Source organism: Fortiea sp. LEGE XX443, assembly GCF_015206815.1.
Taxonomy (GTDB): Bacteria; Cyanobacteriota; Cyanobacteriia; order Cyanobacteriales; family Nostocaceae; genus Nostoc_B.
In genome coordinates, this window is the sequence record NZ_JADEXZ010000028.1 from 17,970 (window position 1) to 41,447 (window position 23,478).

Annotated in this window: 20 protein-coding genes; 7 read left to right on the plus strand and 13 right to left on the minus strand. The window is 41.1% G+C overall.

The features are described from left to right. Positions 1–191: 191 nt before the first annotated feature. Together IQ259_RS12720 and IQ259_RS12725 are read left to right on the plus strand one after the other, a co-directional pair. Positions 192–809: a GNAT family N-acetyltransferase gene (locus IQ259_RS12720; protein WP_193885207.1), complete on the plus strand. Its 618-nt coding sequence runs from the start codon at positions 192–194 to the stop codon at positions 807–809. Positions 810–1,432: 623 nt separating this feature from the next. After that, positions 1,433–1,987, plus strand: coding sequence for a hypothetical protein (locus IQ259_RS12725; RefSeq protein WP_193885209.1), 555 nt, complete (start codon positions 1,433–1,435; stop codon positions 1,985–1,987). An 85-nt stretch (positions 1,988–2,072) separates the two neighbouring features. Here the strand turns inward: IQ259_RS12725 and IQ259_RS12730 are convergent, their stop codons facing one another. From IQ259_RS12730 to IQ259_RS12760, 7 genes are all read right to left on the minus strand, one after another. After that, positions 2,073–4,265, minus strand: a complete 2,193-nt coding sequence (locus IQ259_RS12730; protein WP_193885211.1) for a polysaccharide biosynthesis tyrosine autokinase — start codon at positions 4,263–4,265, stop codon at positions 2,073–2,075. A gap of 111 nt (positions 4,266–4,376) precedes the next feature. Continuing rightward, positions 4,377–5,780 (minus strand): polysaccharide biosynthesis/export family protein, encoded by a 1,404-nt coding sequence (locus IQ259_RS12735; protein WP_193885213.1) that lies wholly within the window; start codon positions 5,778–5,780, stop codon positions 4,377–4,379. 208 nt (positions 5,781–5,988) lie between these two features. Continuing rightward, on the minus strand, positions 5,989–6,711 hold the full coding sequence (locus IQ259_RS12740) for a cyanoexosortase B system-associated protein (RefSeq protein WP_193885215.1): 723 nt from the start codon (positions 6,709–6,711) through the stop codon (positions 5,989–5,991). Positions 6,712–6,863: 152 nt separating this feature from the next. Beyond that, positions 6,864–8,978 carry an NACHT domain-containing protein gene (locus tag IQ259_RS12745; protein ID WP_193885217.1) on the minus strand — a complete coding sequence of 705 codons (2,115 nt, stop codon included), beginning with the start codon at positions 8,976–8,978 and terminating at the stop codon, positions 6,864–6,866. A gap of 22 nt (positions 8,979–9,000) precedes the next feature. Beyond that, a complete protein-coding gene (locus IQ259_RS12750) occupies positions 9,001–9,444 on the minus strand; it encodes a hypothetical protein (protein WP_193885219.1) in 444 nt (147 codons plus the stop codon). A 10-nt stretch (positions 9,445–9,454) separates the two neighbouring features. Then, the gene (crtB, locus tag IQ259_RS12755; RefSeq protein ID WP_193885221.1) at positions 9,455–10,354 is read right to left on the minus strand and encodes a cyanoexosortase B; all 900 of its coding nucleotides are present in this window, start codon (positions 10,352–10,354) and stop codon (positions 9,455–9,457) included. Positions 10,355–10,437: 83 nt separating this feature from the next. Further along, entirely contained in the window at positions 10,438–11,604 is a 1,167-nt protein-coding gene (locus IQ259_RS12760) for a DegT/DnrJ/EryC1/StrS aminotransferase family protein (RefSeq protein ID WP_193885223.1), read from the minus strand. Between the two features lie 632 nt (positions 11,605–12,236). Between IQ259_RS12760 and IQ259_RS12765 the strand changes: the two genes are divergently transcribed. Both IQ259_RS12765 and IQ259_RS12770 read left to right on the plus strand, forming a co-directional pair. Continuing rightward, a complete protein-coding gene (locus tag IQ259_RS12765; protein WP_193885225.1) occupies positions 12,237–13,790 on the plus strand; it encodes a GAF domain-containing sensor histidine kinase in 1,554 nt (517 codons plus the stop codon). Between the two features lie 240 nt (positions 13,791–14,030). After that, the gene (locus IQ259_RS12770) at positions 14,031–15,458 is read left to right on the plus strand and encodes an IctB family putative bicarbonate transporter (RefSeq protein WP_193885227.1); all 1,428 of its coding nucleotides are present in this window, start codon (positions 14,031–14,033) and stop codon (positions 15,456–15,458) included. A 94-nt stretch (positions 15,459–15,552) separates the two neighbouring features. Here IQ259_RS12770 and IQ259_RS12775 read toward each other — a convergent pair whose 3' ends face one another. Both IQ259_RS12775 and smpB read right to left on the minus strand, forming a co-directional pair. After that, positions 15,553–15,831 carry a WGxxGxxG family protein gene (locus tag IQ259_RS12775; protein WP_193885229.1) on the minus strand — a complete coding sequence of 93 codons (279 nt, stop codon included), beginning with the start codon at positions 15,829–15,831 and terminating at the stop codon, positions 15,553–15,555. Between the two features lie 176 nt (positions 15,832–16,007). Continuing rightward, the gene (gene smpB / locus IQ259_RS12780) at positions 16,008–16,475 is read right to left on the minus strand and encodes an SsrA-binding protein SmpB (protein WP_193885236.1); all 468 of its coding nucleotides are present in this window, start codon (positions 16,473–16,475) and stop codon (positions 16,008–16,010) included. 480 nt (positions 16,476–16,955) lie between these two features. On the opposite strand from smpB, the gene IQ259_RS12785 reads away from it, so the two are divergent. Next, positions 16,956–17,639 carry a response regulator transcription factor gene (locus IQ259_RS12785; RefSeq protein WP_193885238.1) on the plus strand — a complete coding sequence of 228 codons (684 nt, stop codon included), beginning with the start codon at positions 16,956–16,958 and terminating at the stop codon, positions 17,637–17,639. 18 nt (positions 17,640–17,657) lie between these two features. Here the strand turns inward: IQ259_RS12785 and IQ259_RS12790 are convergent, their stop codons facing one another. The 4 genes from IQ259_RS12790 to murC form a co-directional block, all read right to left on the minus strand. Further along, positions 17,658–18,143, minus strand: coding sequence for a low molecular weight protein-tyrosine-phosphatase (locus IQ259_RS12790; protein WP_193885240.1), 486 nt, complete (start codon positions 18,141–18,143; stop codon positions 17,658–17,660). Positions 18,144–18,221: 78 nt separating this feature from the next. Further along, a complete protein-coding gene (locus tag IQ259_RS12795) occupies positions 18,222–18,569 on the minus strand; it encodes a YbaB/EbfC family nucleoid-associated protein (RefSeq protein ID WP_193885242.1) in 348 nt (115 codons plus the stop codon). Positions 18,570–18,738: 169 nt separating this feature from the next. Further along, positions 18,739–19,740, minus strand: a complete 1,002-nt coding sequence (gene murB, locus IQ259_RS12800; RefSeq protein ID WP_193885244.1) for a UDP-N-acetylmuramate dehydrogenase — start codon at positions 19,738–19,740, stop codon at positions 18,739–18,741. A gap of 86 nt (positions 19,741–19,826) precedes the next feature. Next, positions 19,827–21,287 (minus strand): UDP-N-acetylmuramate--L-alanine ligase, encoded by a 1,461-nt coding sequence (gene murC, locus IQ259_RS12805; RefSeq protein WP_193885246.1) that lies wholly within the window; start codon positions 21,285–21,287, stop codon positions 19,827–19,829. Between the two features lie 397 nt (positions 21,288–21,684). Here murC and nadD point away from each other — a divergent pair, with 397 nt between their 5' ends. Both nadD and IQ259_RS12815 read left to right on the plus strand, forming a co-directional pair. Further along, positions 21,685–22,311 (plus strand): nicotinate (nicotinamide) nucleotide adenylyltransferase, encoded by a 627-nt coding sequence (nadD, locus tag IQ259_RS12810; protein ID WP_193885248.1) that lies wholly within the window; start codon positions 21,685–21,687, stop codon positions 22,309–22,311. A 116-nt stretch (positions 22,312–22,427) separates the two neighbouring features. Next, positions 22,428–23,441: a type I glyceraldehyde-3-phosphate dehydrogenase gene (locus IQ259_RS12815; protein WP_193885250.1), complete on the plus strand. Its 1,014-nt coding sequence runs from the start codon at positions 22,428–22,430 to the stop codon at positions 23,439–23,441. The last annotated feature ends 37 nt before the right edge of the window (positions 23,442–23,478 follow it).

Genomic DNA, 23,478 nt, shown 5'->3' on the forward strand with positions numbered 1-23,478 from the left:
AATGGCCGGATTATATTATTGGTTGTGACAATTGATGTTATTAATTGCCTAAAATGATGCTGAGTGTGCTATTAAATTACAGAAGAACCTAGAACACCTAAATAATTTATTGGAACTAAATGACAGTAACAAATGGCGTTTTAGGATATTCGAGAAAATTTTTGTAAAATGCAATTAATAATAAACTAGCCTTGACATCCTGGTTTTTTGACTCATCTCACCAACAACCACTGACATCAGCCGCTCATCAAGCTTCCAAACGATTCCAAATTCGTGCGGCTACACCTAACGATTTGACTGCTATTGCTCAGATTATTGCCGAAAGCTTTCACTCTCAAAATGGTTTCTGGGGATGGGCTTTTCCATTGCTACGTTTGGGTATTTACGAAGACTTCAGAAATCGGTTATCATCACCTGCACCTCATCATATTTGTTTAGTTGCTGTTGACACTACTACTAGTGGAGCTAATAACTTAGTAGGAGTAGTTGAAGTAGGCTTGCGTTTCCATGAATCATGGAAACAAGATGGCAAAAGTTTCCTCTATTTGTCTAATTTAGCTGTTGAGCAAAAAAATCGTCGAAATGGTGTGGCTTCAAAGTTATTAATTGCCAGCGAAAAAATCTGCCAGGAATGGGGTTTTCAAGACTTATATCTCCATGTTTTAGAAGATAATTATCAGGCACGGCATTTGTATTTCAAGCTAGGTTATAGGATGGATAAAGTAGAATCTAATTGGAATTTATTTTTTCTTAACCGCTCCCGTCAAATCTTCCTCCGCAAGCACTTGATAGTTAATTCTATTGACTAAATTTTATATTGTTAGTAGACAATTATGATGTGGCGATCGCAAGTTAAACTCAAATTCAAATAAACAGATTTTACTCTGTCCACTATAAAATATCTAAGTTTTTTAGCCTCTATTTTGAGAGGGAAGTCAGTTTTTTATTCATTTCCAAAAACATCTGCAAGGAAATCAAGCTAGATAGTATTCCATATTTTGAATCTAAGTAAAGTTATCTTTACACAAATCATAGATAAAATGTATTTGTTATATTTTCTACTGTGGAAAATAATTTTATGTTTTTTACTTATTATTTGAATAATGAGGAGTCCTCAATATAAAATATCCAGTATGATGAAGCCATCGGTGAAATTACGTTAAATCAAAAAGTACCTCATAAGAACTTTGTATTTAATTTATTCATCTTTATAAAAACTTTAATTTTTTTACAGTTTAGTTAGAAGACAAAATCAGCTAAATCTCATAAAATATGATTACCTAATTACTGAGTGACATCTAATTCATCTCCATTATTAAATTGAGCAATAAATCCTTGAGAATTAAGAAAACAAAAAAATCTAATTTGATTTAATACCAAGTTACTGCTTGACGTGCATAAAACTACCAAATTATTAAAAAGTTTTAAAAACATGGATAGCGAAAAGCGCATACGCTATCAAAACTCTATGGTATCAACTTATTACCCCGACACCAGTTTTCTTGACCATCTTGTCATGCCAGATGGAACTGAGCAATCATGCGACGCAGAAACCCTGACAAATTTGCACAGTGGAAAGGTTTTCATTATTAATAGTCGGAAGCGTAATGGGTTAATACTCTTTAAACGCTACCACGCAGAGTTTGCTGGGCCAGGAGCAGCTGTTGGTGGGGATTATGATAGTGATTGCCAGATAGCTATGCGTGTCGGCAATTTATCTTTGTTAATTCCTGAATCATATGAGGAGCGCCAGAAAGCTTACTTGATTCGACGACAATGGATTCGGTTGATCAAACAAATTACCGAAAACTCAGTTCCTCAACAACGAGTTCAGAAGATTTTAGATCAGTTTGAACAGTATTTTACATCAGAAATGGTGGCTGATTTACCTGATGCAGCCTTTGCACTTTTAGTGGGCGTATTGCCACAAACTGTAGGGATAGTACGTCGTTCGGGTAGTGAAGTTGATGGCAAATTTAATTCCTAGCTATCATGAACTGCATATACTAAAGCACAAGGGGATAGAAGTTTAAGGAAATAGAGGTTCTCTTCACCTACACCCCTATTACTTCTTAGTTGTAATTGTTATTCACAGTCGCTGAAACTTGGTCAGATTCTTCAACAATGGCCGATTCTGCCTCGGATGAAGGCGTTGGTAAAGGTTTCGCAGTCTGTAGTGCAGCAACCTCAATATCAGCACCATTAATAATAACGCCCAGTAATCCCAATTCAGCTTCCATTAATTGGTCAATCGCTTCACCTAACATATTCTCTTGTGTATAGTTTGGTCGTGCCACCAGCACGATGCCATCACTGTATGGTTGAATCAATAAAGGATCGTTGGAGTAACTTAAAGGATTTGTATCTAAAATTACTAAATCATAGCGCTCACGAGCATCTTCCATCAGCCGCCGCATTTCGCTAGATTCAATAATAGCTGCTGATTGGCGCACAGGGCCAGGGCTAGGAATAATGTATAAATTTTCTATATCAGGAACTAAGCGGATACATTCACTCAAGCTGGCATAATAACGCAGGGGTTCGATAGTGGCTTCGGAGTCGGGAGTGACTTTTAAAGATGCAGCTTGCGAAGGCGATCGCAAATCGGTTTCAATAATTAAGGTACGTTTGCCAGCACGAGCGCAAGCTATACCCAAGTTGTAAGCACTCACTGTTTTTCCTTCTTGAGCGCCAGTACTAGCAATTAGCAGTATTTTTAAATCCTTACCTCCAAGACGACGTAAATTACTGCGGAACTTTTCATAAAACTCTAAATAAGGCGAATCTGGGGAAAATACCACTGGGACTGATCCGGGAGATAAATCATCCACTGGCATTAAAGGCAATTCACCCAGTAACACCACTTCTCTTTGTTTCAAGCTGTCGCGGATATCTTCTTTGGTTTTGAAAGTACCTTCTAGGGAGCCTAACAAAAATATCACCCCACCCCCAACTAAAAAGCCTAAGAAACCACCAACTCCCAACGTGACTGGTACACTCTTCGGTTTTGTGGGTTCAGCAAGAACGGTAGGGACACGGGCAATAGTCAAACTACTAACAGTTTCTGCCTCTGCGGTTTTAGAGTCTGTTAATTTGGCTTGCATCTGGTCAAAAACAGCTTTTTTGAGAGCTACTTCCTGTTCTAAACGCGATCGCTCTAGTTGTTTGTTGGGTATTACAGAATACTCCTGCCGTAATCGAGCCTCTTCGCGGATTTGCTGTGCTAATTGTTGTTGCAGCGTTTCCCGTTGAGTTTGCAAAGTTACCATTTGATTCGCTAACCCTTGTCGTGCTGGATCTAAGTTGCTTTGAGCGCGGATACCGGAAATATTCCCAGCTAGAGGTGCTGCTGTACCACCACCGCCGATGACTTCGTTAGCACGCTGTTGGATTAATTCCTCTGCTGCTTCTTTTTGGCGCTGCAACTGAATCATTGTTGGGTGTTCAGGTCGCAAATCTTTACGCAGTAAAGCGATTTGCGATTCTGCTTGATACAGTTGCGATCGCAAGTTACCCAAAATAGGATCAGCACTCAAAGCAGCAGAAACATAAGCTTTATCAACATCTAAACCCAACTTTGACTGCAAACTACGAATTTGGGCATCAATCCCGGCAACAGTTAACTGAATTTGCCGTTGCTGGTTTTGGCTATTAGTCACGGCTGCCAATAGACTACCATTCTCTGCTGATAGTATTGCTGGTCGCTCGCGGCGATCGTACTGTTCCAGCCTTTTTTCTGCTGTTTGCAACTCAAACCGAGCTTCGGGCAAGCGTTCTTCAATTTTTTGAATAATTGCTTTTAATCTTCCCGTATTAATTTCGCTACTCAGCTTAATCATTGCTTGCATCAATTCCTGAAGCACTTCTTGTCCACGCTTAGGATCAGTATCTTTATACTTCAGATCAATAACTGTGGATGCAACTTCTCCTACCTTGGGTTTTTCTGGCAATTTCAGCGCAACATTTGTACCAATGGTTTTTGGCTTAACATTAACTTTGGTTGCTACAGCTTCAATAATCTGATCTGAAAGCAAAGCAGCCTGACTTAATTCCTGTCCTTGTTGCTGAATTTCATTGCCAGTAATCGAGAATGAAACCGGTGGACGATTATAAGTTAGTGCGCCGTCTGCTATGTAGTTAATTGGTGGATCTGGCTGTACAGCCACCACCGTCGAGCCTGCGACAACTAAAGCAAAACTAGCGAGTCCAATCCACTTGTACTTCTCGAATGCAATCAGATAGCGCTTAACAATTGGTGGGGTCATAGCAGAGGCATATAGAAATAAGCAAGAAAATGCTGGTTAATAGTCGATGGTCAATGGTATTCTATGTCTTGTGTTGGTGTCACCAAGCTAAACAGATGAAACATACTAATTTTAATTGTCACCAAACAGTTGAAAGAAGCGGATAAAACTTTGAACATCAAAGAATGGTCTAGTAATTGTACTAAAGATATTAGTGATTCTGGTAATTAGGTTACGACCGACAACGATAACATCGTTATCTTGCAGAGCTACATTTTGAGATATATCACCGGAAAGTGCTTTTTTAGCATCCAGTTTTTGCGTAACTGCTCGACCTCGTTCCGGGTCGAATCGAATTAAGGCAATATCTCTGAGGTTAGCTGTATCTAAATTAATCCCTCCTAAAGCATCTACAAAAGTACTGCCGTTAGGTAGGGTTTGCGTCACAAGTCCACCTGCGGCATAGTTTAACAACCGGACTCGAATCTGCGGTACAGCCAAGGATGAACGCGCAATTAAATTGCGATCGTAACTATTATCATTGCCCACTTCCCGACGCGGCACAATCACTGCATCACCATCTTGCAAGCGCAAATTCGGGACTGTACCACCATTTTGCAATGCTCCATACAAGTCAATATCTTGAGAAATTACAGAACCATCCATTAATTTCCGGCGCACTTGTACTTGTCGTAGGTCAGCATTCATGGTGGAACCACCAGCTATCAGTAAAGCATCAGCGACCCTAGGTGTCGCAGACCCGACAGGATAAATCCCTGGGCGAAACACTTCCCCGCTAATAGTAACTTGTACAGGTCGTGGTGAGAATAGAGATACCGAGATCATCGGATCAACTACCACACGACTTAAACTTAAGCGAATTTTTTCTTGGGCTTCTGCCAAACTCAAACCTTGTATGGATAATATTCCCACTTGTGGCACTACAATATTACCTTCGGGACTAATTTGAGCTTGAAAACTCAAATCAGGACGTAGACCCGTCAAGGACAACACAACTACAGGATTAATTACATAACGATTAAATAACAAGCGAATTTTTTCTTGGGCTTCTTGCAAAGTTAAGCCTTGTAATGACACTGTACCTAGCAGTGGCACCACAATATTACCTTCTGGATTGATTGAGGCTTGAAAACTCAAATCTGGGAAGCGTTGAACTACAACGCTAATGGAGTCTCCAGTACCTAAGCGGTAAGCACCTGAAGAACGTTGAAACACAACATTAATTACATCTCCAGACCCTAAAAGGTAACGGTTAAGTTGGGAAGAAACTTCGCCGCTTTCACTTGCCGGTGCAACGTCAGCATTTGGCGGTGGAGAGGGAGGTTGTAGTGGTGATTGTTCTTCGACTGGATTTGTTGGCGGCTGCGCCGGAAATTGCCCTGGCGATGTCTCTAGAGATGGTAAAGGTTGAGCAAGAACAGGCTTAACAGTGTTTGTGAGGAAAACACCTGCCTGAAAACTCACAAAACATAGAGTGCTGAATGCACGCACATAAGGATGGGAAGCTATGAACATCGGTGCAGTATAGCCCTATTGAGAATTGGTTCTGCCGAGTCGTTATTTTACTCTGGAAATAACTTTTATGTCTCTTTTGACTAGCAGAATTGATGATAGAAAAGAATGAAAATTTTTACTTTTCCATTCAACGAAATTGTTTTAACAAAACTAGCGGTGTCTGGAAACCGCTAGTTGATTCTGTTAAACATGTGTACTCATAAACTTGCTATAAATAATTTGCCATCAATGCAGTTTGCACCCTTTCACCTAAAGACTGGGCTAAAGACCTAGTAGTTTCCACTTCGCCCAAAGGCTCCATTGGTATCAGAATACTCACAGCTACCCAAGGAATACGATGTTTTTGCAATTGTGCTGATTGATCTAAGAAAAACCAGTGTAAAGGTGATGGGTCTCCACCACTGCGAAAAGCATACCATTGCAAGACAGCAAAGGTATCTTGTGGTGTAGAAACACGAAAAAATCTAGCTTTTACTAGAGCTTCCGGGTTTAAACTAGAATTTTGAGACTGTTTCACCTTAAATTCTACAGAGCGATATTGAGCAGTATCCCATTTTCCCCAGCGCAATTTCCCCCAGCCATTAATCTCCGTCCATTCCACTTCAGGTTGATCCTTCGGCCCGTTTTGTGGCAGTAGTAGCAATATAACCTGGGTTTGTGAACTTGCTTGTTTAATAATCTGCAACGACCATTTACCGTCGCCAACTTGTTGTTCGGTTTGTTCAACAGTTTGCCAACCAGGAATGGTTATGCCAGTTTTACGTATTTTTCTTAATTCTCGCAGGGTGGTGACAGGTGGTGGCTGTTTCCATTCCCAACGTCCTGTGAAGTATCCGGAAACTCCTCCTATTGCCAATAGCACTAGTAATAATACAAGCACTACTATATACGTTAGCTGTTTTTCTTTGAGAACCTTAAATAAGGAAATCATCAGTAAAATTTGCACTATTTACGCAAAATTTTACTTAAAAAATGGCACTCTGAGTTCAGTAAAAGTAGCAGTCTCTAATGATGGGGTTGTAGAGAAGAATAGACTGAAATTGCTGGCAAAGCTATACAGTGCCAGTGTTTGAAGTTGATTTATTACCTGAGATGAGCAGCGCCAGAATTAGCAAAATGGTCAAGGAGTTCGCGGTGCAGGAAGCGGTAACGCCCACCGACACGCAAGAGTAAGCGCCGTTCAACGCAGTAGTTGAGGAATTGGGCAACATTCCAGGGGATAGCACCACTTTGCCAAAGAACGAGGCGCAGGGAAAAGTGCTGTATACAAGCAAGCCCACCACCGGCAACAAAACCGAACCACAGAGCCATAAATAGCCCTGGCAGCAAATACTGGGGATAATTGCGAAACAAAATCCCTGGTAAATTTAGCCAGTCATGCTTTTCTGCTAGTCTACTAGCTACTAAAACCGCCATCATCCAAATTACGCAGAGGGGATAACTCAAGGCTGTTGTCCATAGCATACTCTTTAATGAGTTCCAGATGCCTTGGTTGGGGAGCGATCGCATCTTTAATTCTTCCTTTAGCCCGACGAAAATCAGCCCCAAAATTAGCCTGTTAATCAGCCCGAAAATCAGCCCCAAAATCAGCCCCAAAATCAGTCCCAAAATCAACCATCCAATCAGCCCGGAAATCAGCCATCCAATCAGCCCCCAAATTAGCCCTTCAATCAGCCCGGAAATCAGGTTTTTTCTAATCAAAGGGGAAATCAACTCATCGCGGAAATATTTTAAAAATTTTCGGCTCGCGTAGCGAAATATGGGAATTTGAAATGCTTCTATAGGTTGAATCAAATCTAGCGGCTTGAAAATCAGCCCGGAAATCAGCCCCAAAATCAGCCCGGAAATCAGCCCCCAAATTAGCCCGGAAATCAGCTCGTGAATCAGCTCGTGAATCAGCCCCAAAATCAGCCCGAAAATCAGCCCGGAAATCAGCCCCAAAATCAGCCAATATCGTCGCCGTAAATGTTTAGACTCAATCCAACTCGGCTGCATTTGCTCAATTAGCAACTCTACTGTGTTGTTATCTTGCAACCGCTTTGCTATCCAACTTAAAGTGCGGCGTGTTTGTTGCCAACCGGGTTCTGCTTCTACTGTTTTATACGCCCATTTGCCCCTTTCCTTGTCTTGGCGGCGTTCTTGCTCACGGGTATCTCTCGACAACTGGCGGTCAATATACTTCTCTAATAAGTCTGCTTTGTTGCTAATTGGCTGTTCTGGGTCATACACATCGACCACCAGCTTAATGAACAACGGCACACGCAACAAACCCGGCTCGTTCTCTGAAGTTGGTTCTAGCAAATTGATTAAATTTGGATTTCCCTCAATCACTGACCATAATTCTGAACGATTCAGGCTATGGAGATAATCTTGAATTTGGTAGTCAGTTAAAGGCTGGAGACAAACTGCGCCTCTAAAGGTTTTTAGCTTGAGGTTAACCGCCTCAAATTCTTTAATCCGACAACAAACTACAACATAAGGATAATGACGGGCAAATTTATTCAGCTTGATAGTACATTTCTTTTGTCTTTCTAGCCCCAATTCATCTAACCCATCCAACAAAGGTAATAACACCCTTTGTTCTAGCCAACCCTCATAAATTTTATATTTGGGGTCTCCCCCGTGTAGTTCATAAAGTTGTTCAATTAACCATTGTTCAATGCTTTGGTTATCATCACGCCAAGTAGAAAGCTCAAATAATACAGGGATGACAGTTTTGGGATTTTGCCGCGCCCCCCACACCAACTGCTCGGCTAAACCCAACAGTGCTGTAGTTTTCCCTGCTCCTGGCGCACCTAAAATCAGCAATTTACCTTGAATGTCATCTCTTTCAAATATCTCAATCAGCAGTTTATTGGCATCTATAGTTCCATAATCTTGACCATTAATCTGCAAACTTCGACTTACCCAAGATAACTGTTCAGCAAAAGAGACATTCATGGCAATTCGCTGCTTTCCCAAAGTATCAGTCAAGCGTAGACGAATATCAGGTAACTGTTTTTCTTTGAGTAATCGTTGTCCCCAGTCCCAATTAACTTGCGGTGGCTGTGGTTTGCTAAACATCCGCAAGATAATGTTATTGATTGTGACTTGGTTAGCTTGACTATTTTGAAAGCTAACCGCGTCCCGGCTTGCCTGTGTCTGCTGAACTTCACTATTTTGCAGTGAGCTATCGCCAATACCCTGATTCTGCTCCATCACCCATAATCAATAAGAGTCTCTACATTCCAATGAGTTTTGCCGCTACTCCTAACCAAGGGGTAATAGCTTGAAAAACTTCCTGTCCCGTTTGCCACAAGCTTTTGCCGGCTTCTGTGGATTCTTTCATCGTTTTGAGCGTCTCATTGACCTGTTTGAGATTCTGCCCTACCAAATCTTTGTTCGGTTCTTCCTTGCTGGCTTCGCGCTTGGCAGGGCGTAAATAGTCCAACAGTTCATCTTTTTCATCTGGAGTCAATGAAGCAGCTTTAACGGCTGTTTCCAAATTCTCCAATTGCTTAACTACATCGGTGTTAGTGATTTGCTGCTGTGTGTCAAGCTTGCTTGATTGACTTTGCTGAAGATCACCCCCCGCCTGTCCTTGTTGAATCGCACTCCCAGTTAAGGTTACACCACTGATGCTTTGGGATTGGCTTGGTTGTTCTGGTTGCTTTTTACCAAACATAGCTTTTTTGTTAATTTTGCGCGTCTGTCTGTTCTGCAATTTCTGGAACTGGTGAAAAACTATTATTCATCCAGTTCAGTAATGGTACCAATAATAAAAGCATACAAGCAGAGTAAAGATCACCACCCCAACTATCATGTAACCATTTAAACGCGGCTTCATTCCCTGTTCCGTGGAAGTAACTCAGAAAAGTGTTACGGATGATATTCGCGGTAATACTAATAACAACAGCAATCGATAAAAACCAAGCACTAATGCGGCGTGAAGCCAAAGCATCAGTCCAATACAGCAACATTAAGCTGACGTAGAGAGTAGTAAACAACATTTTTAGCCCTGCACAATAGGGAGCTACTTCCACAATGCGTCCACCTACATAAATATTGATCTCATCAACAGTGACCTGCATCCCCATCTGATTCAGGATAAATCCTGCTGTACCAGCGATGAAGCTTTGTAAAGGTAAGGTGTAGGGAACTAAGAGATATGGTAAGGAAGTTGGGGTTGCCAAAAATACTAGTAGTAGCGGAAATCCTTGCGATCGCAAACCGGCTATGCCCTTAAACCACAAGCACAATCCTGTCAGTATAATTGGTAAAGAAAGGTTGACCCACTCAGCAATTCCGCTCAGATAAAATACTCCGCCTACTAAAAGTAAAAAAGCACCCATAGGATGAGTGCTATCTGGTAAACGTTGCCATTTTTTGCGGTTCAGCCAACTCAGGTAAGCGGCAAATGGTAGACCAATAATCCCGTGGCTAAAATATTCGTGTTCTATACTGATAGTCTTGTTTAGCCAACCATCTAGCCAGTGTAGTAAAAGGGGAGCATAGAGTAATCCCAAAACACCTAAAATTGCTATGCTCAGTAATTGTTGTGTGCTTCTAATTTGAACTTGTTGTGGAAGTGCCATAATTTTAAGAAATTAAAAAAGATTAAACAGTGATTAGTTTTTTGCTACTAATCACTGGTTATTAATGAATCATGTTGTATAAATTAAATGTATAACAACTGTTGCTGTTCGCCACTAATCATTACTGTAATCTCCGCCACGACTTCTTTAATTTGGCTACTACCCAAACCAGGATACATGGGTAAAGATAATATTTGCTTTGCTAGTTTTTCTGCTTGGGGAAAGTCTCCCTGTTGATAACCTAGATATGTAAATGCTGGTTGCAGATGGCAAGGAATAGGGTAGTGAATACCAGTTTGAATTCCTGCTGCTGTGAGTTTATCTTGAATTTGCTGGCGTTCCAGAGAACAAGCATCATCAATTTTAATGACATAGAGATGATAAACGTGTCCTGTGCCGCTTTGATTTTGTATGAGGATAATGCCAGCAGATGCTAAAGGGGCTAATTCAATATCATACTGCTGGGCAATGGAATTGCGATCGCAATTCCATTGGAGTAGATAGGGTAATTTTGCCAGCAACACAGCTGCTTGCAAGGTATCCAAGCGGCTATTTGTACCAGATTCTACATGTACATACTTTTGGGCTGCACCGTAGTTGCGTAAGCGCACCATTTTTTGAGCAACATCTAAATCTTTTGTTACTAGCATTCCGCCGTCTCCAAATGCTCCTAAATTCTTGCTGGGATAGAAGCTAAAAGCGGCGGCTATACCGACAGAACCAGCCCGATAACCTTCTCGTTCGGCTAGGTGCGCCTGGGCTGCATCTTCAAAAATCAATAGTTTATGGGTAGCCGCAAAATCTAACAACTGCTTTGGTGATACCATCTGCCCATAAAGATGTACGGGAATAATCGCTTTAGTATGGGAGGTTACTACCTGAGCTGCTGCTTCTAAATCAATTAATGCTGTCTGGGGGTCGCAATCAACGAGAATTGGTTTAGCCCCAACACGTAACACTCCGATTAGTGTGGCAACAAAGGTGTTAGCTGGCAGAATGACTTCATCACCAACGCCAATATTACAAGCTTGTAAACCTAGAGCGATCGCATCGGTTCCTGATGCTACACCTACACCATATTCTGTACCAGATGCTGCGGCAAATGCTGCCTCAAAATCTGCAACTGCTTTCCCTAAAATAAAATCTCCCTTATTTAATACACCTTTGACTGCTTGTTCTATTTGATTTTGAATTGGTTGATGTTGTAAATTCAAGTCTACAAAAGGAACTCTAATTGCTACTTTATTCATTGATTATTTAACCTCAAAAATTATGTATTAAGCTACTATCAACTTCTTTTAAGATGGTTTTAATGTAAGTTTTTGTTAACTTAATTTCATTAAATATCAGTAAATTTTCCATAAATTTTGCTTTTTACAATCATCATTATTGCAATCATATTTTTTATATAAAATTATTTTGTTAACTTCTGATGATGTTCTAATAAATATTTTGATATTTACTTAAAAAACTCAAAAAATTGCTCTATATTCCATTCAGTAAGTAATCGTTTTTATACGTATCTAGAACTAAGATATCTCTCTACACACAGTAATTTTAGGTAAACAATAATTCAATAGACACACCAGAAACTCATATTTTTACTCTATGCGTAAAATTTATTACTATGACAATACTGTTACACCCACCTTAGTACTATATTACCCAGGTAAAATCTGAAACTAACATTGTCTTGCTTTAAAAGCTTTAGTAATGTGTTCATCCAGTAAATCACTATATTTACCACAGGTGTATAAAATTTTTATGCAATTATTGTTTGTCGAGGGCAAAATTGGGGAATGCTTAACAATAGAAAATCATAACCCGAAAACAGCGGTTATATAAATCACAGTATCGACGAATTATCAAGGTAGCGGTGGCAATGGTAGAGCCTGAAAACAAATTATTTGCCCTCAAGGATGGTTGGGATTCTCAGGAAACGAGAGAGCAACAACGCCTCAAAGTACTATCGGAATTGGGTTTACGGCAACCCGAAACAATACCAGTCTTTGAAGAAGCTACTCAAACGGCTGCCCATTTTTTGGAAGCACCAATTTCCATTCTGGGATTTGTGGATCAGGAACGTCACTGGTTCAAATCAGCAGTAGGTTTATCCAGACTAGGATTGATGAATCATTTAGCGCAAAGCCGTCAGTTATTGCGCCGAGAATCTTTTTGCTCTCAAGTGGTAGACACTAGTCGAGAATTAGTAATAAATGATACTTTAAAGCTTAGTAGTAATACTAACAATACCAATAAACTAGTACAGGATTATGGCATTCGCGCTTACTTGGGAGTGCCATTGATTGATTCTTCAGGACATTGTTTGGGTGCTTTGGCCGTTATGGATCTAGTACCACGCGAATTTAAAAATCGAGATATTGAGTTTTTACAAATCATAGCTCGTTGGAGCATGAGTGAATTTGAACGTAACCGACTCTTACAAAGCAAATCAGCAAACAGCAATTATAAAACTGCTTCTACTGTGTTAGTGAATGACGAACCCACCAATGAAATAAAACTTACGCCAGCAAACCTAGAAAAAGAATCACCTTCTACTAGACAACTAAAACTAGAACTTTTAGGGCAACTTACTCAAGAGTTACGCACTCCTTTAACATCAGTACTAGGTATGGCTAGTGTCTTGGGTAGAGAGATTTATGGGCCTTTGACAACTAAACAAAGAGAATATCTTGAAATTATCCAACACAGCGGTCGCTACTTACTCTCTTTAGTTAATGAGATTACCGAACTAGGAACGGTGGATCAGAACTCTAATATACTAAATTTAGCTCCAGTAGATATTGAAATGTTATGTCAACAAGCTATCAATAGTCTAGAAGAGCCTGCTAACCGCCGTGAACAAGATATTCGCCTGTCAATAGAGCCAGGGCGCGGTCGCATTTGGCCTTTAGATAAAGACAAAGTGCGGCAAATACTTTACCACATGGTTTTCGGTGTCATTCAACTATCTGCTACAGGTAGTATTGTGCGGATTCATGTCTCTTACAAGGAAAGTACCCTCAATATTACTGTTTGGGTTTCCCATCCCTGGTTGGGAGATGGTATTACTGAGGTTGATCCCTACTTTCGCCTTCATCCCCTATCTCTGCTTGAACTTACAAATGAACCAGTACTGTACAATCCTTATCTAGAAAATCAGGAGAACTCAGGAAGCTTATCAATAGCACTAGAACAGTCACCAAACTTAAGTGATTCCTACTCAGATTTATTGACTATAAATCCTGATATAGATTTGGCTAAGAGTAACGGCAGTTTGTCGCGCGAAAGCTTAGGTTTATTACTGAGTTGTCAGCTGGCAGAATTGCATGGTGGACAAATTTCCGTCCAAGGTTCAGTAGAATCAGGACACCGCTATGTACTTTCTCTACCGATACAAACTGCTACTGCTAGCGAAGCAGTTAATAATATTTGACAACAGGCTGCTTCATTAGTATGAAGAGGTATAAGTAAAAAGATAAAAAACCTTAAATTCCGATTTTTTGCCAATTTTCAGAGGTAATATTCCTACTTCCGTCCAGATGTACTGATGACTTTGCACAACAGCATCATTACTAATTTGCAATCTCCGTTGTTAGTTGTTTATAATCACGCGCATTATCATTAAGTGCAAGTTCTGCCTGTGCGGATCTGCTAATTGATTGCAGAGTGTTTTATGAATTTAGTCTGGCAACGATTTACTCTATCTAATTTACCACTCAAAGAATATCTGGCAACTAGCTACCTACGCCGTTTTTCGGTTGGTTTGTTGAACTCGTGGCGGCAAAGCAGCATTCTGATCCAGTGGGGAGACATAATAGCAGCTGCGTTAATCAGCCTAGTTTATACTCTTGCGCCTTTTGTATCAAGTACATTAATTGGGGTGCTGTTGATAGCATGTGTAAGTTTTTGGCTGTTGTTGACTTTATCTGATGAACCAATCCCAGCCAATGCTACGTTAGTCACTCCAATTCACTTGTTGGTATTACTTTATTGGGGAATTGCTGTAGTAGCTACAGCATTATCACCTGTAAAAAAGGCAGCTTTGAACGATTTGGCAACGTTGACACTTTATTTGTTGTTGTTTGCCCTGTGTGCTAGGGTGTTCAGATCGCCACGCCTTCGGTCTTGGATTATTACCCTCTATCTACATATATCGCTAATTGTCAGTGTATATGGATTGCGGCAATGGTTTTTTGGAGCCGCTCAATTGGCTACATGGGTAGATCCGGAATCGCCTTTGTCTGAGACAACCAGGGTTTATAGTTATCTGGGTAATCCTAACTTGTTAGCTGGGTATTTAATGCCATCTGTGGTTTTCAGCCTAGTAGCAATTTTTGTCTGGCAAAGTTGGGTCAAGAAAGCTTTAGCGTTGACAATGCTGATTGTGAATAGTTCCTGCTTAATTTTGACTTTTAGCCGGGGTGGATGGATCGGTCTATTAGTGGGGATTTTAGCTGCGATCGCATTATTAGTTTATTGGTGGAGTCCACAACTACCTCCTTTTTGGCGTACTTGGTCACTACCGATCATTTTGGGAGGTTCCCTGGGATTATTGGTATTGGCAGTAATATTTGTGGAGCCATTGCGTCTACGAGTTTTTAGTATTTTTGCCGATCGCCAAGACAGCAGTAACAATTATCGCCGCAATGTTTGGGATGCCGTCTTTGAAATGATCCGCGATCGCCCTATTATTGGCATTGGCCCTGGTCATAACGCTTTTAATCAAGTCTACCCACTATATCAACGTCCTCGTTATAGCGCTTTGAGTGCTTACTCAATTCTGCTAGAGGTAGCTGTAGAAACTGGCTTTGTTGGTTTAGCTTGTTTTCTCTGGCTGATAGTAGTGACTATCAATACAGCATTTTTACAACTTCGCAGATTGCGCCAATCTAAAAATGTTCAAGGATTTTGGTTAATCGGAGCTTTGTCTACTTTATTGGGTATGTTAACTCACGGTACCGTAGATACAATCTGGTTCCGTCCTGAGGTAAATACCCTTTGGTGGTTGATGGTTGCCTTAATTGCCAGCTACTGGATTCCTATAAAACAAGACAACACCCAACCTATTAATTCATCTAATCAAGACTCTGAAGCTAGTTAATTACTATTAAATGGGTGCAGTTCTAATTCACCGCACCCATTCCAGTTATTAAGAGAAACAAAGGGTTCTTTGCTGAATTTTCTGCTTAGTTGCACTAGTCCCTGTAGCTAGTAGCACCAGGGGCGCTGGGGTCACGATAACGAGTTGGTTCATCGTTACGCTTTCTACCAGCTAAACCAGCTAGACCGAGTAAACCTAGTAATCCTAACCAACCCCAATCAAAATCATTGCGTTCGTAAGTTGTAGTTCTTGGGACGGTATCAACTCTAGGATCGGTATTAACTTGTGCTTGCACAGGTAGCGTTAATGGCAGAATTGCCATACTTAAGGTGAGAATACCAGCGCCAATGGCTTTTGTGAGATCATGTTTCATGGTGAAAGTTCCTTGTTGCTTCTAAAGCTACTCACCACTGTATCGAGTCTCAAAATGGACAGAATCAATCCGTAGCCATAAAATAAACAGTCACTCAACTCACGCTGAGGATATACAGTTTGCTTTCTCGTGAAATAGAAAGTAAAAATTAATACTTTATACCCAGAGTACAAATGTTAATAATTTTTCATTGCTCTTTGAATATCGCGTTGATCTTGACGGCGTTTGAGGTCTTCTCGCTTGTCGTGGATTTTTTTACCTTTGCCAAGGGCAATGCTCACTTTCACCCAACCTCGCTTAAGATACATTTTTAAAGGTACCAGCGTCAAACCCTGCTGTTCTACTTTGCCAATTAACTTGCGAAGTTCCTGACGATGTAGCAAAAGCTTACGAGTCCGGCGTGGTTCATGATTAAAATATTGCCCACTAGCGTTATATGGAGAAATATGAACGTTTATCAGCCATGCTTCACCATCACGAATTAAAGCATAACCATCTTGTAGATTTACTTTGCCAGCACGAATTGACTTAACCTCTGTTCCAGTCAGTTGAATGCCAGCTTCATAGGTTTCCAAGATGTCATACAAATAACGGGCTTGACGGTTGTCACTAATAACTTTGTAACTTTCGCTCTTGTCACTCATTGATAATTTTATAGACTTTAAATGTGTTGCTAAAATTCTTGGGACTAGCTTGTGATCTTATAGTGGGATATTAAACCACTATAGATTAATTATTAACTAGATATTAGTGTTATCCTATGAATCTAAGCTTTTTTAAGTCTAAATTCAAATGTTTCCTGCGGCAAAAGCTGCTACTTAATCATTTTTAAAGTCAATATTAATTTACAATTTTGTGAGTGTTTACCATACACTACTTGATATTTTGTTAAGAATTACAAAAGTCTCTCTACCTGACAAGCATTCAGTGTGGAAGGTGGATTAAACTTCTTGACTCGCTATCACATAATTTAAGATTTTCTTTATAATTTAACGTTCAGGCAGTCATTAGTCGGTTATCCTGTCATAGTATGAAACATAAGAACACTATTATTGCCTGTGTTCAGTGAAGCAGCTAGTAGAAGCAAATTTCTGAGTAACAAAAATTCTAGGGGTGTACTATCCATGCCCTTGACAATCCTTGTGGTGGATGACGATTTGGGCACTCGTCTGTCTATTAGCGATTATCTTGAACTGTCTGGCTATTCGGTGATCACGGCTAATGACGGTCAAGAGGCTTTAGCAATGGTGGAAGAGTACCATCCTGACTTAATCGTCACCGATATTGTTATGCCACGGATGAACGGCTATGAACTGGTACGCAGGGTGCGTCAACAACCAGTCTTCCGTTTATTACCTGTAATTTTATTAACAGCACGTACTAAAACTCAGGAAAGAATTCTGGGCTACCAGTCGGGATGTGATTTATACTTACCAAAGCCTTTTGAGTTGGAAGAGTTAGCGGCGGCTATTCGCAATCTTTTGGAGCGATCGCAAATTATTCAATCTGAGTACCGAGTTTCTCATAAAGAAAATCTAGGTGCTTCCACCCCAGCAACAGCCCTGGAAGCCCATAACTCTGCATTCACTCATCTAGAAAAATCTGATTTGTTCTCGCCCCTAACCTCCAGAGAACAAGAAGTTCTCGAACTTCTGACTCATGGCCTGTCAAATGTCGAAATGGGTCAACAACTGCACTTAAGTCCGAGAACAGTAGAAAAATATGTTAGCAGTTTATTAAGAAAAACCGCCACCAGTAACCGGGCTGAACTGGTACGGTTTGCAATTAAACATGGTTTAGTAGAATAGCTAACGTAACTATGGAAATCAAGCTCTTAATTGTTGATTGGTAACATGTTGGAGTAGACCTTCACAAGCATCAACCAGCAAATCTATTACCTGATTAAACCCCTCTACTCCGCCGTAGTAGGGGTCTGGGACTTCTTTGAGAGTGTGCTGAGTGCAAAATTCACACATCAAGCGCACTTTGTCGTGATCTTTCCCAGTTGGGTCAAGAGCAAGAATACCGTCATAATTATCTCGATCCATCGCCAAAATCATATCAAAGTCTTGAAAGTCGGACTTTTCAATCTGCCTAGCCCGACCACAAAGTTGAATTCCTAACTTGGCGATCGCAGCCGCATTCATACGTTGGTCAGGCGGACTACCAATGTGATAGCTAGATGTGCCAGCAGAGTCACAGAGAATGCTTTCACTCAATCCAGCCTGATCAATTAAATGATTCATAATGTTTTCTGCCGAAGGTGAACGACAGATGTTCCCCAGACAGACAAACAACAGCTTGTAAGGCATAGATATTTTGCTGAATAAATGTCAAAAGTCCATAGTCCACGGTCTCATAATTTTTGACTATTGACTATTGACTATTGACTAAAATCCAGGCAGTTCTAATCCACTAGTTAGTTCTTCCATGCGTTCCCGCATTGTTGCTGTGGATTTGTTGTAAGCGTCTTTCATCGCCACTGTTACGAGATCCGAAAGTAGTTCTGCTCCTTGTGCTAAGGCATCAGGAGCAATTTCTACGCGTTTTGGTTCTTGGTTCCCGCTGACAATCACCTTAACTAGACCACCGCCAGCTTCTCCTTGAATTTCCATTTGCTCCAATTCTTCTTGGAGTCGCTTTGCACCTTCCTGAACTTGCTGCGCTTTTTTGAAGGCTTCGGCTAGTTCTTTCATTTTTCCTAAGCCAAAACCAAATCCTTGTCCTTTTCCTGTCATAATTGATTGTCCGCGTGTGCTTTGAATAACAAATCAAATTCAATTATAGATGCGGGTGGTAATTTGCCACTTTTGTTGCCAATAATTAATAGGACTTGGGCTAATGAAGGATAAAGTATAAGGGCTAAAGGATAAAAATTTTATACTTCATCCTTCATGCTTTTCAGCCCTATCCACAAGCTGCTTGAAACTCACCCATCATTTTGACTTCTGGTTCTAGCAAAATTGACCAACGTTCTTGCACTTCTTGTTGGATATGACGAATCAGGCAAAAAATATCACTGGCTTTGGCTCCACCTCGATTCACGATAAAATTGGCGTGGAGTTGAGCGACTTGTGCGCCGCCAATTTGATAGCCTTTCAGACCAGTTTGTTCAATCAACCAGCCAGCAGCGTATGGTTTAGGATTGCGGAACACACTACCACAACTGGGGAAGTTATAAGGTTGGGTAGAGAGGCGATGCTGTTTGTGTTGTTTGGTGATTGCTAACACTTGTGCTGGGTCAGCACCTGGTTGCAGTTGAATAGTGGCTTGGGTAACGATGCGATCGCTTCCTTGTAATCTAGAAGTTCTATAGCTGTAACCCAATTCAGTGGGGGTGAGAGTTTCTAGTTTGCCGTCAGGTGAAAGGACTTCGGCACTAACCAATATATCTGCGATGCAGCTATTATGTGCGCCGGCATTCATCACCACGGCACCACCAGCAGTGCCAGGGATACCAACAGCCCACTCTAACCCTTGCCAACCCAGTTGTGCTGCTTCCCATGCTAGGCTGGGAATTGATTCTCCAGCTGCTACGGTTAACAGACCTGTTTCTGGGTCAAAGTGGCTGTGTCGAAAATGGCGTGTAGCAATTACTAAGCCAGGTAGCCCGCGATCGCTCACCAGTAGGTTAGAACCTGCTCCTAGAGTTGTTACTGTTAAATTATGTTCTTTTGCGTAATTCAAGCTGGCTTGCAGCGCTTCTAAGCTTCGGGGCGCAACATACCACTCAGCTGCTCCTCCCACTCTATAGGAAGTGAATGCAGACAAAGAAGCCTGAGATTTGATAATACAATCTGTACCGGGTAAGTAAATTATTTTACTATCTGATGATTTATCTGTTTCCTGTTTCTGTGTGGGTGTAGCAGAAACTGTGCAGATGTTTCCAGCTGCCTGGGAGGTTTTCATTTTGACATCAATTTGTGAAATTTTTACATTTTTCTGCCGCAAAAATACAGCAATAGTATTAAGTCGATATCACCGTTAAAACGGTTTTAGGATGTGGCGGTAGCAGCCTCGCACATTGTCGTAATTACTTCCGGAATTACTTGGTTTAAATTTCCCGCACCCAAGAACAGTGCTAAGTCTCCAGGACGCAGAGTTTTCAGCAAAAACTCGCATACTTGGAGTAAGGTGGGTTGATACACTACCTGTGGATGCTGTTTACCAACTTCTGCTGCTAACCGTTCACCACTGATTTGTCCTAAATTAGGTTCGCCTGCACTGTAAATATCAGTCAGTACAACCAAATCAGCATGAGTAAACGACTCAGCAAATTCTTCTAAAAAGGTTAGTGTTCGGCTATAGCGGTGGGGTTGGAAGATAGCCACAACTCTTTGCCCTGGTCTGGCCTGGAGGCGTGCAGCGGCGAGAGTAGCACGCAGCTCACTGGGGTGATGGGCATAGTCATCAATAAATGTAATGCCATCGACTTCTCCCCGAAACTCAAAGCGTCGCCTTGCACCTTCAAAAGTGGCAATAGCTTGAGCGATTTCGCCAAATTCTAAATTTAAAAATCGACCGACAGCCACAGCGGCTAGAGCATTGCTAAGGTTGTGACGGCCTAGTAACCGCAACTTTAACACACCTAAAGCTTTGCCTTGTTCCCAAACCAGTGCTGTAGTGCCATCGTGACGATAGTCAATATTAGTAACGCTATAGTCAGCATTAGTATCTTGATGTAGGCTGTAACTGATTGTTGGTTGCAGGCGATCGCGTACTGTTTCACAATCAATACTGCCGATTAAAGTCTTACAACCACGCGCAAACTGCTGGAAAGTATCAACTACTTGCTCTAATGTGTCGTAGTGGTCAGGATGATCCAGTTCAACATTAGTGACGATGCCAATCTCAGGCGCATGTTTTACTAGGGAACCATCAGATTCATCTGCTTCTGCTACTAGATATTGGCTTTCTCCCAACCGAGCATTGCCTTCCCAAGCATTTACTTCGCCACCTACTAAAATAGTGGGATCTAAACCAGTTTGTAGGAGCATGTAACCAATCATGCTACTAGTTGTGGTCTTGCCATGAGTGCCTGCTACCGCGATACTTTTATAATCAGCAATCAAAGCAGCTAGTACATCTGAACGATGTAATATCGGACAACCTAATTCTAAGGCAGCTTTATATTCTAAATTGTTAGTGTTAATTGCTGTTGAACAAATTACTTGAGGTAGTGAAGACTGAGTAGCAGCTAATAATTCTTGTGAATTGAACGCTACTTCATTTGTCACTCCTTTTGGGCGAAAGAATTCAAGATTACTTGCTTCTTGCTTACCAAAAATATGTGTTCCGATAGATTCTAACTTGCGCGTAATATGATTAGGACGAACATCTGATCCTGATACTGGTAATTGTCGCTTTGCCAGAACATATGCCAGGGCAGACATCCCTATGCCACCGATTCCAATAAAATGGAATGGTCTACCGCCAAAATCCACAGAATTACTCATTGATTGCTCCTCTTACACCACACCATAATCACAAATGACACGCGTATCATAACAGGAATTTGTTTTTTACCGTAAATTTCTCTACACCTTTTTTATGCCTGCTGTGGGATAACTTTTCCACTGTCGTTATGCGGATTTAGAATGATTTTACCTTTGTAGGAGGTTTTTGCTATTTCAGAACTGTTTTTAAGATTATTCTCAAGATTTTCACTGCATCGGGAAAGAAATTCTTGTAATGACAAATACATAATTTTAGATTCCTGACTAGTAATGGCTACAATAATACATTTGTAGACAAATTGCTTTTATATTGCATCAAGCTAAGGCATGAATTGAGTACAATAGTAGATCGATAAAGAAATCGTATTTCAACTGCTTAAAGCCTAGGCATGATTGAATGCAGCGACTGGCAATTTTTGGTGGCACATTTGATCCAATTCATTGGGGACACTTACTCGTAGCCGAGATGGCTTTGCATCAAGTACCCCTAGATCAAGTAATTTGGGTACCATCACTCAATCCTCCATATAAAAAAGCAGCTTTGTTTGAGCATAGGGTCGAGATGCTGCAATTAGTGACGAAAGAAAACCCAGCGTTTACTGTCTCCGTGGTGGAGACTAATCGCACTGGAACTTCCTATGCCATCAACACGTTGATTGACTTAGCTGCTATTTATGCAAATGTTCACTGGTACTGGATAGTGGGTTTGGATACCTTTCAAACCTTGCCTCGTTGGTACCGTGGACATGAACTAGCACAAATGTGTAACTGGTTGATTGCACCCAGGCTACTAGGTAGTGGTAGCACAATTCAAAGCGAGTTAATTTGTCAGCAAGTGGAGCAACAACTAAGACAGCAGTCACAAACCATTCACTGGCAATTATTGAATATACCCTTAGTGGGCGTTTCGTCAAGTCTTATTCGTAAACTTTGCTCGGAAAGCAAGCCAATTAAGTATTTAGTCCCAGATGCGGTTAGATCCTACATCATGGCTCACAACCTCTATTCAAAAAAATCTGAATAAATTATGTGTTTTTTTTTGGATTCAACACTTTATGGTTATTAATACTCCCCCCCTTTGCGATATGATTGGGGTCAAAGATATAAACTTATAGGCATAAATACAGAGGGCAAGACACTGTGATTAGAGTGGCAATCAACGGTTTCGGGCGCATCGGACGTAACTTTGCACGTTGTTGGCTAGGTCGGCAAAACAGTAATATCGACCTTGTTGCTGTCAATGACACATCAGATCCTAGAACAAATGCTCACCTCCTGAAGTATGATTCCATGCTTGGGAAGTTAAAGAATGTTGACATTACTGCCGATGATAACTCTATCATCGTTAACGGTAAAACCATTAAGTGCGTATCTGATCGCAATCCAGAAAACTTGCCCTGGAGAGATTGGGGAATTGATCTGATTATCGAAGCAACTGGAGTATTTACTAGCAAAGAAGGAGCGTTGAAGCATGTGAATGCTGGAGCCAAAAAGGTTCTGATCACCGCTCCTGGTAAAAATGAAGATGGTACCTTTGTGATCGGTGTGAATCATCACGATTACGATCACAATACACATCACATTATCAGTAATGCCAGCTGTACAACCAACTGTCTGGCTCCCATCGCCAAAGTGCTGAATGACAAATTTGGCATCATCAAAGGCACAATGACCACCACCCACAGCTACACTGGTGACCAGCGTTTGTTAGACGCTTCTCACCGAGATTTGCGCCGGGCAAGGGCAGCAGCCATCAATATTGTCCCCACCTCTACAGGTGCAGCAAAAGCTGTAGCACTGGTAATTCCAGATCTTAAAGGCAAGCTGAATGGTGTTGCTTTGCGTGTACCGACCCCGAACGTCTCAATGGTAGATTTCGTTGTTCAGGTTGAGAAGCGTACTATTACGGAAGAAGTTAACCAAGCCCTAAAAGATGCGTCAGAAGGTTCACTCAAAGGTATTCTAGACTACAGCGAACTCCAATTGGTATCTTCTGATTACCAAGGTACGGATGCTTCTTCTATTATTGATGCCAGCCTGACTTTGGTCATGGGTAGTGACTTGGTAAAAGTTATGGCATGGTATGACAACGAGTGGGGCTACAGCCAACGAGTTTTAGATTTGGCTGAGTTGGTAGCTGAAAAGTGGCAGTAATTTGTCATTTGTTAATGGTCAATAGTCAGTAGTAAAA

Excerpts from the sequence above, each read along its gene's own strand:
- IQ259_RS12725 (WP_193885209.1), top strand. The coding sequence starts at position 1,433 with ATGGATAGCGAAAAGCGCATACGCTATCAAAACTCTATGGTATCAACT.
- IQ259_RS12730 (WP_193885211.1), bottom strand. The coding sequence starts at position 4,265 with ATGACCCCACCAATTGTTAAGCGCTATCTGATTGCATTCGAGAAGTAC.
- IQ259_RS12735 (WP_193885213.1), bottom strand. The coding sequence starts at position 5,780 with ATGTTCATAGCTTCCCATCCTTATGTGCGTGCATTCAGCACTCTATGT.
- IQ259_RS12740 (WP_193885215.1), bottom strand. The coding sequence starts at position 6,711 with ATGATTTCCTTATTTAAGGTTCTCAAAGAAAAACAGCTAACGTATATA.
- IQ259_RS12745 (WP_193885217.1), bottom strand. The coding sequence starts at position 8,978 with ATGGAGCAGAATCAGGGTATTGGCGATAGCTCACTGCAAAATAGTGAA.
- IQ259_RS12750 (WP_193885219.1), bottom strand. The coding sequence starts at position 9,444 with ATGTTTGGTAAAAAGCAACCAGAACAACCAAGCCAATCCCAAAGCATC.
- crtB (WP_193885221.1), bottom strand. The coding sequence starts at position 10,354 with ATGGCACTTCCACAACAAGTTCAAATTAGAAGCACACAACAATTACTG.
- IQ259_RS12760 (WP_193885223.1), bottom strand. The coding sequence starts at position 11,604 with ATGAATAAAGTAGCAATTAGAGTTCCTTTTGTAGACTTGAATTTACAA.
- IQ259_RS12765 (WP_193885225.1), top strand. The coding sequence starts at position 12,237 with ATGGTAGAGCCTGAAAACAAATTATTTGCCCTCAAGGATGGTTGGGAT.
- IQ259_RS12770 (WP_193885227.1), top strand. The coding sequence starts at position 14,031 with ATGAATTTAGTCTGGCAACGATTTACTCTATCTAATTTACCACTCAAA.
- IQ259_RS12775 (WP_193885229.1), bottom strand. The coding sequence starts at position 15,831 with ATGAAACATGATCTCACAAAAGCCATTGGCGCTGGTATTCTCACCTTA.
- smpB (WP_193885236.1), bottom strand. The coding sequence starts at position 16,475 with ATGAGTGACAAGAGCGAAAGTTACAAAGTTATTAGTGACAACCGTCAA.
- IQ259_RS12785 (WP_193885238.1), top strand. The coding sequence starts at position 16,956 with ATGCCCTTGACAATCCTTGTGGTGGATGACGATTTGGGCACTCGTCTG.
- IQ259_RS12790 (WP_193885240.1), bottom strand. The coding sequence starts at position 18,143 with ATGCCTTACAAGCTGTTGTTTGTCTGTCTGGGGAACATCTGTCGTTCA.
- IQ259_RS12795 (WP_193885242.1), bottom strand. The coding sequence starts at position 18,569 with ATGACAGGAAAAGGACAAGGATTTGGTTTTGGCTTAGGAAAAATGAAA.
- murB (WP_193885244.1), bottom strand. The coding sequence starts at position 19,740 with ATGAAAACCTCCCAGGCAGCTGGAAACATCTGCACAGTTTCTGCTACA.
- murC (WP_193885246.1), bottom strand. The coding sequence starts at position 21,287 with ATGAGTAATTCTGTGGATTTTGGCGGTAGACCATTCCATTTTATTGGA.
- nadD (WP_193885248.1), top strand. The coding sequence starts at position 21,685 with ATGCAGCGACTGGCAATTTTTGGTGGCACATTTGATCCAATTCATTGG.